The following is an 11,435-nucleotide window of genomic DNA, read 5'->3' as shown; positions in this document are numbered from 1 at the left end:
CTCTTTGTGCCTTCTCGTTTGTGGGGGGGGGGGGGGGGGGGGGGGGTGGTTCTTGCTGTTCGTGTGGCTGTGCCTTCTCCCCCTCCTCCCCCCCCCCCCCCCCCCCCCCTTCCGCGTCATGCCCTCGGGTCACGGCGTGGCGGGCGCCCGGGTCGCCGTTGCCTCGGTGATCTCCGTCCCCGCCTCCATCGGGTGGGTCACGTCCTCCGCGTCCCGCCCCCGGCCGCCGATGTGGTTGAAGACCAGGTTGAGCAGGACGGCTGCCAGGCAGCCGGTCGAGATGCCCGAGTCGAGGATGATCTTCGCGTTCTCCGGGAACGAGTGGTAGAACTCCGGCGCCGCGATCGGGATGATGCCGACGGCCAGGGAGACCGCCACGATCAGGACGTTGTTGTCCTTGTCCAGGCTCGCCCTCACCAGGGTCTGGATGCCGCTGGCCGCGACCGAGCCGAACAGCACCACTCCGGCACCGCCGAGCACCGGCCGGGGTACGACGGCGATGAGCGAGGCGGCCATCGGGCACAGGCCCATCAGGACCAGGAAGCCGCCGCCCGCGGCCACGACGAAGCGGCTGCGGATCTTCGTCATCGCCACCAGGCCGATGTTCTGGGCGAAGGCGCTGCACATGAACCCGTTGAAGACCGGGCTGAGCGCGGAGCCGAGGGTGTCGGCACGCAGGCCGGCCGCGATGGTCTTCTCGTCGGCCGGGCGGTCCACGATCTCACCCAGGGCGAGCATGTCGGCGGTGGACTCGGTCATCGAGACCACCATCACCACGCACATGGAGAGGATCGCGGCGAGCTGGAACTGCGGGGCGCCGAAATGGAACGGCGTCGGGAAGCCGACGATGCTCGCGTCCGCGACCGGCCCGAAGTCCGTGACGCCGAACGGGATCGCGATGAGCGTGCCGGCGACCAGGCCGAGCAGCACGGCGATCTGCTTGACGAAGCCCCGGGTGAAGCGGCGCAGGAGGAGGACGACGACGAGGGTGATCCCGGCCAGGGCCAGGTTGGTCGACGACCCGAAGTCGTCGGCCTCGGGACTGGAACCCTGCGCCCAGCCGAAGGCCACGGGCAGCAGGGATATGCCTATGAGGGTGATGACCGTGCCGGTGACGACCGGTGGGAAGAACCGGATCGCCTTGCTGAAGAAGGGGGCCGCGAAGAAGCCGATGAGTCCGGCGACGATGACGGCGCCGAAGATGATCGGCAACGCGTCGGACTTGTCCTCGGTGGACGCGACGATCGCGGTCATGGGGGCGACACCGGCGAAGGTGACGCCGTTGACGAAGGGCAGTCGGGCACCGATCTTCCAGATGCCGAGCGTCTGCAGGAAGGTGGCGAGGCCCGCGGTGAACAGGCAGGCGCCGGTGAGGAAGGTCAGTTCGGTCGCGGTCAGGCCGATGGCCGCGCCGACGATCAGGGGTGGGGCGACGACTCCGGCGTACATGGCGGCCACGTGCTGCAGGCCGGTCGTCGCCATTTTCAGTGGCGGGAGTTTCTCGTCAACAGGGTGGTCGGCCACGGCGGCGTTCCTCCGGTCGGGTACACGTCGGCATTGACGCGGGTGTCAGGGAGGTGGTGCGGGTGGGCATGGGGTACCTCCCGCTCGAGCGAAGTCGAGAGTGGGGGAGGGACCGGGACGGACCGTTCGGGGAAACGGTGACCGCTCCGGGGGCGTACGCATGGGCGCACGCCCCGGAGACGGCCGCCGTGGACCCCGCTCGGGTCCACGGCTACCGGCCGGGAGCCGTCCCTCCCGGCCGGAGCTCAAGTGCCTTGCGGCCTGTCGGTGTTCAGCTGCCGCGGTGGTTCAGCCCTGCGCCGCGACGCGTGCCAGCCGCCGCGCCTCGTCCCGGGTGGAGCGGGCGACGGCGTCCTCGTCGACCGTGAGCAGCCGGCCGTTCTCGACGATCTGGCGGCCGTTCACGAACGACGCCGTGACCGGGGCGGCGGCACCGAGGACCAGGGCGGCCACCGGGTCGGCGATCGAGGAGTGGGCGAGGGTGTCCATCCGCCACAGCACCAGGTCGGCCAGCTTGCCCGGCTCCAGCGAGCCGGTCTCGGCGGCCCGGCCGAGGACCTGGGCGCCGCCGTAGGTGCCCAGGCGCAGCGCCTTGCGGGCGTTCAGCGCGGCCTCGCGGTGGGCGCCGAGGCGGTTGACGAGGAGCGCGTTGCGCAGTTCGGTGTGGAGTTCGCCGGACTCGTTGGAGGCGGTGCCGTCGACGCCGAGGCCGACCGGGACACCGGCGGCGAGCATGTCGGGGACGCGGGCGATGCCGGCGGCCAGTCGCGCGTTGGAGGACGGGCAGTGCGCGACGCCGGTCCCCGTGCGGGCGAAGGCGGCGATGTCGGCGTCGTTCATGTGGACGCAGTGCGCCATCCACACGTCCTCGCCGAGCCAGCCGGTGGACTCGAAGTAGTCGGTCGGGCCCATGCCGAACAGCTCGTGGCAGAACTTCTCCTCCTCCACGGTCTCCGAGCCGTGGGTGTGCAGCCGTACGCCGAGGCGACGGGCCAACTCGGCGCCCTGGCGCATCAGTTCGGTGGAGACGGAGAAGGGGGAGCAGGGCGCGACGGCGACCTGGGTCATCGCGTCGAAGGAGGCGTCGTGGTGTTCCCGGACGGTGGCCTCGGTGGCGGCGAGCGCGTCGTCCAGGCTCTCCACCGCGAAGTCCGGCGGCAGCCCGCCGTCGGACTCGCCGCGGTCCATGGAGCCGCGGGCGAGGGTGAAGCGGACGCCCGTCTCGCGGGCGGCGCGGATGATCGCGCCGGACAGGTCGCCGGAGCCCCGCGGGAAGACGTAGTGGTGGTCCATGGCGGTGGTGACTCCGCCGCGGGCCATCATGGCGAGGGAGCCCTGCGCCGCCGCGTACGCCATCGGTTCGTCGATGCGCACCCAGGTCGGGTAGAGGGCGACCAGCCAGTCGAACAGGTTGTGGTCGGTGGCCAGGCCCCGGGTGATCCACTGGTAGAAGTGGTGGTGGGTGTTGACCAGGCCGGGCGTGACCAGGTGGCCGGTCGCGTCGATCCGGCGCACCACGTTCTCCAGGCCCTCGGGTGCCCCTCCCGCGCCGACCGACTCGATCCGGTTGCCGGCGAGGACGAGGTACCCCGAGGCGATCTCGGTGTCGCCCGCGTCCACCGTGGCTATCGCGCAGTTCTCGATGACCACACGCTCGGCCGCGTGCCCGGCCGCGCGCTCTGCTGCCGATGATGCTGCCATGCTGCTTCCTTCTCTTTCAGTGGGCCCGTGGGCGGGAGTTGAGTACCCACGGGGAGGGCACGGCAGGACCCTAGGAGGATTTGAGTGCCGGAACGGTGGTGCGGCTCCGGGTGCCGAGATGGTGGAAGAACAGGTTGAGAGTGACCGCGACGAGCGCGCCGGCGCTGATGCCGGAGCCGAGCACCGTCTGTGCCCACGCCGGGAACTCGGCGTAGAAGGTCGGCGCGGCCAGCGGGATGATGCCCGCGCCGAGCGCCACGGCCACCAGGATGATGTTGGAGCTGTCGTCCAGACCGGCCTCGGACAGCGTACGGATGCCGCTGACGGCGATCGAGCCGAAGAGGACGATGCCCGCGCCGCCGAGTACCGGCATGGGGACCAGGGAGACGACCGCGCCGAGGACCGGGAAGGCGCCGAGGACGAGCAGGGTGGCGCCGGCGACGGCGACGACGTAGCGGCTGCGTACCCGGGTGAGGGTGACGACGCCGACGTTCTGCGCGAAGGCGGAGGTGGGGAAGCCGCCGAAGACGGGGCCGACCAGGGTGGCGAGGCCGTCGGTGCGCAGGCCGCGGGTGATGACCTTGGCGTCGGCGGGGCGGTCGCAGATCTCGCCGAGGGCGAGCATGCCGGCGGACGACTCGGTCATCAGGACCAGCATCACGATGCACAGCGACAGGATCGCGGCGGGCTGGAACTCGGGGGCGCCGAAGGCGAAGGGCGTGGGCAGCGCGGCGACCGGCGCCGACTTCAGGGCGCTGAAGTCGGCCATGCCGACGGGGATGGCGACCAGGGTGCCGACGAGCAGGCCGAAGAGCAGGGCGACCTGCTTGAGGAAGCCCTTGCCGAAGCGCTGCATGACGAGGATGACGGCGAGGGTGAACGCGGCGAGCGCGAGGTTGCCCATGGAGCCGAAGTCGGCGGCGCTCTCGTCTCCGCCCTGGGCCCAGCCGACGGGGACCGGCATCAGTGTGACGCCGATGAGGGTGATGACCACGCCGGTGACCAGGGGCGGGAAGAAGCGGAGCAGCCGGCCGAAGAACGGGCCGACGGCGAGGCAGAAGACGCCGGCGACCATCACCGCGCCGTAGATGGCGGGGAGTTGGCCGCCCTCGCTGTTCGTCTCGGCGATGGCGAGGATGGGCGCGATGCCGGCCGAGGAGGCGGCGTTGACGAACGGCAGGCGGTTGCCGACGAAGCCCTTGACGCCGAGCGTCTGGATCAGGGTGGCGATGCCCGCGATGAGCAGGCTCGCCGCGATCAGCCGGGTGCGGCCCTCGATGTCGAGTCCGCAGGCCTGGCCGATGATGAGCGGAGGAGTGACAACGCCCGCGTACATGGCGGCGATGTGCTGGAGCGCGGCGGGGACGAGCCGCGAGGGGTGGAGCTTCTCGTCGACCGGGTGCACGGACGTGACGGCGTCCTCCGTGTGCTCCGGTGACGGGGTGGAACGTGAGCCTTTCGCCGGCTCCGTTGCAGGCTGTGCCATGGTGTTCCCTCCGGTGTGGCGCGCCACCGGCCCCGGGGGGCCGGGCCGGTGGCGCGCGTCCCGCGTCAGAGGTTGGTCATGTCGACCGGGATCAGTTGCTCGGCGCCGTCGCGCAGGATGGTGGCCTCGATCAGGCCGTAGGGCCGGTCGGCGGCGTAGTAGACGGCGCCGTCCTTGGCCTCGTTGTCGATCCCGAAGGGCGACAGGTCCGAGCGGAAGTGGTGCTTGTTGGGCATCGAGAAGCGGATCTCGTCGACCTCGTCACGGGAGTTCAGCACCCGCACGCCCATCTCGAAGAGGGTCTGCTGAAGCGAGTACGAGTAGGTCTCGGCGAACGCCTGGAGCGCGTGCTTGCGGACCCCGTGGTACGAGCGGTCCCAGTCCGGGGCGTGCGAGTCGATGCCGTCCCAGTTGTGCCGCCACCAGGTGGAGACGGTGGTGGCGAGGATGCGGTCGTAGTCCTCCTGGAGGGTGGTGTACTTGTCCTTCAGGTAGCCGAAGAACTCGGAGTTGGTCGAGTTCAGGACGGTGAGGTCCTTGAAGCCGGAGAGCACCTGGATGCCGTGGCCGTCGTAGGTGATCTCCGCGACGCGGGTCTCCTGGCCCTTGCGGACGAAGGAGTGGGCGATCTCGTCGGAGCCGACGAAGCGGGCGCCGCCCTTCGAGGTCTCGATCCGCTCCCAGCCGTACTCCTCGATGCGGATGCGGGCCCGGTGGATCGGCTCGTTGTTGTCGACGAAGTGGCGGGCGAGCTTGACGCCGAGGTCCTCGGCGCTCTCGATCCCGTGCTCCTTGGCGAAGGCGAACACCGTGTTCTTGGTGGTGTCGGTCGGCAGGACGTTCGCGTTGGACCCGCTGCGGTGGACCTCCTCCATGTCGCCGGAGAGGGCGACGGAGACGTTGAGGTCCTTGATGTGGTGCGTGTCGCCGTCCCGCGTGATCTTGACGACGCGGTTCTCTGCCTTGCCGTACTGGTTCTGTCCCAGGACGAAACGGGTCATGTGTCGGTCAGCTCCCTCGGTAAACGGAGTAGCCGAACGGGTTGAGCAGCAGCGGAACGTGGTAGTGCTCCCCGGGCACCACCGCGAAGGTGATGGCGACCTCGGGGAAGAACACGGGCCGGCCGTTCTCGCTGTCCCGGAGCGCGGGGGCGTCCTGCTGGGCCGCGGCTTGTTTCTTGGCGAAGTACGTCTCGGTGTCGAAGTCGAGCCGTACGTGTGTGGTGCCCTCCGGCAGGGCCGGGAGGTCCTTGCACCGGCCGTCGGCGTCGGTCGCGGAGCCGCCGAGTGCCTGCCAGTCCGCGTCGCTGCCCTGGCGGGCGGCGAGCCGGACGGCGACTGCCTCGGCGGGGCGGCCGGCGCTGGTGTCCAGGATGTGCGTGGACACGGAGGCGGTGGTGCTGGTGCTCATGGTCAGGCGTCCTGTTCGACGAGTCGGGAAAGGCGGATGCGGTTGATCTTCCCCAGTTCGGTGCGGACGATCTCCCGCTCCTGCTCGGGCGAGTTGCCGATCCGCTCCAGAGCCGCGTCCCGCATCTGCTCGCCGGTCCGGCCGGTGGCGCAGATGAGGAAGACGTGGCCGAACTTGTCCTGGTAGGCCAGGTTGAGTTCGAGCATCTCCGCCTTGAGTTCCTCCGAGGCGCCGGCCATTGCGGCCTGCTCCCGGGAGGAGGTCGGGTCGCCCGGCTTGGGGCGGCCGATGGGCGGGTGCCCGGCCATCGCCTCGGCGAGGTCGTCCGCCGTCAGCTCGGCCATGGCGGCGTCACTCGCGGCGTACAGGTCCTCGGTGGTGGCGTAGGGGCGGGCGGCGAGCAGGTGCCGGGCCCACGCCGTCGAGGCACACGCCTCGTGGAGTTCCGCGAGTGCCGCGGACTCCTCGGATGCGTTGAAACGGGCCAGGCCCGACGCGAAAGTGGACGTCACGGGAGCCTCCGTGGCCTTGTGCTGAACGGGCGTGCCGATAGCTAACGCCCTCGGAAACAACGCGTCAACACTTTGTTGAAAATTTGGTGTGACGAAAGCCGCCGCCCGGATTCCGGACGGCGGCTCGTGATGTGGGGCTCCTGTGCAGGTCAGGAGTCCTTCTCGCGGTTGAGGTAGTTGTAGACGGTGAAACGGCTGACGCCGAGGGCGCTCGCGACGGTCTCCACGCCGTGCCGCACGGAGAAGGCGCCGCGCGCCTCCAGGGTGCGGACGACCTCCTGCTTGGCGCGCCGGTCCAGTTCGGCCAGCGGCCTGCCCTGCCGGCGCTCCATGGCGGCCAGGATGTGGTCCAGGGAGTCGGCGAGCTGCGGCAGGCGCACGGCCACGACGTCGGCGCCCTCCCAGGCGAGGACGACGTCGTCCTGACCGGCCTCGTCCGGTGGGAGCATCTCGCCCCCGATGGCGTCGACCAGGGGTTTGACGGCCGCGATGAAGGGCTCCTCCCCCGGACCGGTCACCGCTCGCCCTCCCCTTCGGCGCCCTGCCCGACCACGTTGACCTGGAGGGAGATCCGGGTGGCCCCCGCCTCCAGGGACCGGCGCAGCAGCGCGTCCACGGCGGTGAGCACCTCGTCGGCGCCGCCCTCCGCGGTGTTGCCGAACGGGCCGACGTCCACCTCGTCCAGCTCCGCGGCCTCGACGACCTCCCGGGCCACCACCGCGTGCGCGGGCGCCTCGTCCAGGTCGAAGGGCTCGGTCGTGAACTCCACTCTCAATCGCACCCGGTCAACCTAACGCGCGGTGACCGCTTTCCGCCGCCCCCTCTTGACAAGCGCCGAGCACCGACGGCAATCTTCCATTAAGCAGAAAGCATCTTCCGTAATGCGGAACAACGATCGAAACGGAAGGGAGCGCGGCACCCGATGGGCTTCGCAGACCAGCGCTTCAACGTCAACCTGTCGATCCTCTTCACGGAACTCCCGCTCCTGGAGCGCCCCGCGGCCGCCGCCGCGGCCGGCTTCACCGCGGTCGAGCTGTGGTGGCCCTGGGTCGACTCCCCCACCCCCGAGCAGTCCGAGCTCGACGCCCTCAAGAAGGCGATCGAGGACGCGGGCGTCCGGCTCACCGGGCTGAACTTCTACGCGGGACAGCTGCCGGGCCCCGACCGCGGCGCCCTGTCCGTCCCGGGCGAGGAGTCGGACCGTTTCCGCGCCAACGTCGACGTGGCCGCCGACTTCGCGAAGTCGCTGGGCTGCACGGCGCTCAACGCCCTGTACGGCAACCGCGTCGAGGGCGTGGACCCGGCCGAGCAGGACGAGCTGGCGCTGGAGAACCTGGTCCTCGCCGCCCGCGCGGCCGACCGGATCGGCGCGGTCCTGCTGATCGAGGCGCTCAACAAGCCCGAGTCGCCGCTGTACCCGCTGGTGACGGCACCGGCCGCGATCGAGGTCGTGGACAAGGTCAACGCGGCCACCGGGCTCGGCAACGCCACGTTCCTCATGGACCTCTACCACCTGTCCATGAACGGCGAGGACCTGCCGCGGGTGATCGACGCGTACGCCGCGAAGACCGGGCACGTGCAGATCGCCGACAACCCGGGCCGCGGCGCCCCCGGCACCGGCTCCCTCCCGCTCGAGGAGCTGCTCGACCGCCTGAGGAAGGCCGGTTACGACGGCTGGGTCGGCCTGGAGTACAAGCCGGGCGACAACCCCAGCGCCGAGTCCTTCTCCTGGCTGCCGGCCGAGGCCCGCGCGGCCCGCTGAGCGCCACCCGTAGGAACTCTTCACAGATTTTCAGAGAGGCACCCATCATGAGCACGCTCCCCAAGGTCGCCTGGATCGGTCTCGGCATCATGGGCTCCCCCATGTCGGAGAACCTGATCAAGGCGGGTTACCAGGTCACCGGCTTCACCCTGGAGCAGGAGAAGCTGGACCGCCTGTCCGCCGCCGGCGGCACCGCGGCCGGCTCGATCGCCGAGGCCGTGCGCGACGCCGACGTCGTCGTCACCATGGTGCCCGCGTCGCCGCAGGTCGAGGCCATCGCCTACGGCCCCGACGGCATCCTGGAGAACGCGAGGTCCGGCGCCCTGCTGGTCGACATGTCCTCGATCACCCCGCAGACCTCGGTCGACCTCGCGAAGGCCGCGAAGGACAAGGGCATCCGCGTCCTGGACGCCCCGGTGTCCGGCGGCGAGGCCGGCGCCATCGAGGCCGTGCTGTCCATCATGGTCGGCGGTGAGCAGGCCGACTTCGACGAGGCCAAGCCGCTGCTGGAGGCGCTGGGCAAGACCATCGTGCTGTGCGGTCCGCACGGCTCGGGCCAGACCGTGAAGGCCGCCAACCAGCTGATCGTCGCCGTGAACATCCAGGCGTGCGCCGAGGCCGTGGTCTTCCTGGAGAAGTCGGGCGTGGACCTCACGGCCGCCCTCGACGTCCTCAACGGCGGCCTGGCCGGCTCGACCGTGCTGACGCGGAAGAAGGACAACTTCCTGGCCCGCGACTTCAAGCCGGGCTTCCGCATCGACCTGCACCACAAGGACATGGGCATCGTCACCGACGCCGCCCGCAACGTCGGCGCCGCGCTGCCGGTCGGCGCCGTGGTCGCCCAGCTCGTCGCGTCGCTGCGCGCCCAGGGCGACGGCGGCCTGGACCACTCGGCCCTGCTGCGGGCCGTGGAGCGCCTGTCCGGCGCCCAGGTCTGACCGTACGCAGCTCACGAGACTTCCGGGCGGTGCCGTCGCTGACACCTGTCCTGTCGCGCCCGAGCGGCGGCACCGCCCGGAACCCACTTCAACAAACTGTTGACGTGCCTGTCACCCGAACTTAGGCTCCACGAAGCGGAAACAAGTTTCCGCTGACCCCTCGCACGGAAGGTCCCCGATGTCGCAGCGCGTGCTCACGACAGAGTCCGGCGCCCCGGTCGCCGACAACCAGAACTCCGCCTCCGCCGGCATCGGCGGCCCCCTCCTGATCCAGGACCAGCACCTCATCGAGAAGCTGGCCCGCTTCAACCGCGAGCGCATCCCGGAGCGCGTGGTGCACGCCCGCGGCTCCGGCGCCTACGGCCACTTCGAGGTGACCGACGACGTCACCGGCTACACGCACGCCGACTTCCTGAGCAGCGTCGGCAAGCGCACCGAGGTCTTCCTGCGCTTCTCCACCGTGGCCGACTCCCTCGGCGGCGCAGACGCGGTCCGCGACCCGCGCGGCTTCGCGCTGAAGTTCTACACCGAGGAGGGCAACTACGACCTCGTCGGCAACAACACCCCGGTGTTCTTCATCAAGGACCCGATCAAGTTCCCCGACTTCATCCACTCGCAGAAGCGCGACCCGTTCTCGGGCCGCCAGGAGCCGGACAACGTCTGGGACTTCTGGGCGCACTCCCCCGAGGCCACCCACCAGGTGACCTGGCTGATGGGCGACCGCGGCATCCCGGCGTCCTACCGCCACATGGACGGCTTCGGCTCGCACACCTACCAGTGGACGAACGCCAAGGGCGAGTCGTACTTCGTCAAGTACCACTTCAAGACGGACCAGGGCATCCGCTGCCTGACCGCCGACGAGGCCGCCAAGCTGGCGGGCGAGGACCCGGCCTCGCACCAGACGGACCTGGTGCAGGCGATCGAGCGGGGCGTGTACCCGTCCTGGACCCTGCACGTGCAGCTGATGCCGGTGGCCGACGCGGCGAACTACCGCTTCAACCCGTTCGACGTGACCAAGGTGTGGCCGCACGCCGACTACCCGCTCAAGCGGGTGGGCCGGCTGGTGCTCGACCGCAACCCGGACAACGTCTTCGCCGAGGTCGAGCAGGCCGCGTTCTCCCCGAACAACTTCGTTCCGGGCATCGGCCCCTCCCCCGACAAGATGCTCCAGGGCCGCCTGTTCGCCTACGCGGACGCGCACCGCTACCGCCTGGGCGTCAACCACACCCAGCTCGCGGTGAACGCTCCGAAGGCGGTGCCCGGCGGCGCGGCCAACTACGGGCGCGACGGCTTCATGGCCTCCAACTCGCAGGGCCGGGACGCCAAGAACTACGAGCCGAACTCGTACGACGGCCCGGTCGAGACCGGCCGCCCGCTGGCCGCCCCGCTCGCGGTGTCCGGTCACACCGGCACCCACGAGGCCCCGCAGCACACCAAGGACGACCACTTCTTCCAGGCCGGTGAGCTGTTCCGGCTGATGACCGAGGACGAGCGCGGGCGTCTGGTCGCGAACATCGCCGGCGGCCTGTCCCAGGTGTCCCGCAACGACGTGGTCGAGAAGAACCTCGCGCACTTCCACGCCGCCGACCCCGAGTACGGCAAGCGCGTGGAGGAGGCGGTCCGCGCCCTGCGCGAGGACTGATCCACCGGCTCGCGTACGGATTCGGCGGGGAGGCCGGGACCGTGCGCGGCCCGTGCAGGCACCGGAGCGGCCCGGATGAGGGGTGGCCGCCCGGGGCCGGCACGGGCAGGGCGAGGACCGCGGCGGCCTGCGAGCCAGTGCGGTGGTGAAGGGCCAGGGGCTTCTCCTACGACCTGAGGGGAGAAGCGTTCCGGCCCGTCGCACCGCCGCGGTCCCAGCCACCACCCGCCTCTTCGCGGAAGAGGCCCGAGACTCCGTCCGGCGGCGCGAACGACCTGTCGCGCCCAGCCTCGCGCTGTCGGACGGACACCACATGAAGAACCTTCACCGGCAGGGAAGCGGGGGGGGGGGGGGGGGGGGCCCCCCCCGCGGGGGCCCCCCCCCCCCGGGGGGGGGGGGCGCCCCCCCCCCCCCCCCGGCAGCCGGCGCCCGCCCCACCCACCCCCCCCCCCCCCCCCCC

General features: G+C 70.8%; 11 protein-coding genes. 3 read left to right on the top strand and 8 right to left on the bottom strand.

The window, feature by feature from the left end; all coding sequences use genetic code 11:
- Nucleotides 1-129: 129 nt before the first annotated feature.
- From ACP4J0_RS37845 to ACP4J0_RS37810, 8 genes are all read right to left on the bottom strand, one after another.
- On the bottom strand, nt 130-1,524 hold the full coding sequence (locus ACP4J0_RS37845) for a nucleobase:cation symporter-2 family protein (RefSeq protein ID WP_426603882.1): 1,395 nt from the start codon (nt 1,522-1,524) through the stop codon (nt 130-132).
- Between the two features lie 288 nt (nt 1,525-1,812).
- Nucleotides 1,813-3,225 (bottom strand): 8-oxoguanine deaminase, encoded by a 1,413-nt coding sequence (locus tag ACP4J0_RS37840; RefSeq protein WP_426603880.1) that lies wholly within the window; start codon nt 3,223-3,225, stop codon nt 1,813-1,815.
- 70 nt (nt 3,226-3,295) lie between these two features.
- Nucleotides 3,296-4,711, bottom strand: coding sequence for a nucleobase:cation symporter-2 family protein (locus tag ACP4J0_RS37835; RefSeq protein WP_426603878.1), 1,416 nt, complete (start codon nt 4,709-4,711; stop codon nt 3,296-3,298).
- A 65-nt stretch (nt 4,712-4,776) separates the two neighbouring features.
- Nucleotides 4,777-5,712 (bottom strand): factor-independent urate hydroxylase, encoded by a 936-nt coding sequence (pucL, locus tag ACP4J0_RS37830; RefSeq protein ID WP_426603876.1) that lies wholly within the window; start codon nt 5,710-5,712, stop codon nt 4,777-4,779.
- Between the two features lie 7 nt (nt 5,713-5,719).
- Nucleotides 5,720-6,121 (bottom strand): hydroxyisourate hydrolase, encoded by a 402-nt coding sequence (uraH, locus tag ACP4J0_RS37825; RefSeq protein ID WP_426603874.1) that lies wholly within the window; start codon nt 6,119-6,121, stop codon nt 5,720-5,722.
- 2 nt (nt 6,122-6,123) lie between these two features.
- Complete coding sequence (gene uraD / locus ACP4J0_RS37820; protein ID WP_426603872.1) at nt 6,124-6,633, bottom strand: 2-oxo-4-hydroxy-4-carboxy-5-ureidoimidazoline decarboxylase; 510 nt, start codon at nt 6,631-6,633, stop codon at nt 6,124-6,126.
- Nucleotides 6,634-6,782: 149 nt separating this feature from the next.
- Complete coding sequence (locus tag ACP4J0_RS37815; protein ID WP_225637070.1) at nt 6,783-7,151, bottom strand: helix-turn-helix domain-containing protein; 369 nt, start codon at nt 7,149-7,151, stop codon at nt 6,783-6,785.
- Nucleotides 7,148-7,414: a hypothetical protein gene (locus ACP4J0_RS37810; RefSeq protein ID WP_426603870.1), complete on the bottom strand. Its 267-nt coding sequence runs from the start codon at nt 7,412-7,414 to the stop codon at nt 7,148-7,150. The genes ACP4J0_RS37815 and ACP4J0_RS37810 overlap by 4 nt, the downstream gene beginning before the upstream one ends.
- Before the next feature lie 141 nt (nt 7,415-7,555).
- Here ACP4J0_RS37810 and ACP4J0_RS37805 point away from each other — a divergent pair, with 141 nt between their 5' ends.
- The 3 genes from ACP4J0_RS37805 to ACP4J0_RS37795 all read left to right on the top strand — a co-directional run bounded on the left by ACP4J0_RS37805 (nt 7,556) and on the right by ACP4J0_RS37795 (nt 10,975).
- Entirely contained in the window at nt 7,556-8,395 is an 840-nt protein-coding gene (locus tag ACP4J0_RS37805) for a TIM barrel protein (protein WP_426603868.1), read from the top strand.
- 47 nt (nt 8,396-8,442) lie between these two features.
- A complete protein-coding gene (locus tag ACP4J0_RS37800; RefSeq protein WP_426603866.1) occupies nt 8,443-9,333 on the top strand; it encodes a 2-hydroxy-3-oxopropionate reductase in 891 nt (296 codons plus the stop codon).
- Between the two features lie 178 nt (nt 9,334-9,511).
- Nucleotides 9,512-10,975 (top strand): catalase, encoded by a 1,464-nt coding sequence (locus ACP4J0_RS37795; protein WP_426603863.1) that lies wholly within the window; start codon nt 9,512-9,514, stop codon nt 10,973-10,975.
- Nucleotides 10,976-11,435: the final 460 nt, after the last annotated feature.

Source organism: Streptomyces sp. WG7, from assembly GCF_049975785.1.
Classification (GTDB): Bacteria; Actinomycetota; Actinomycetes; order Streptomycetales; family Streptomycetaceae; genus Streptomyces.
This window is presented reverse-complemented; position numbering and strand designations above follow the sequence as displayed.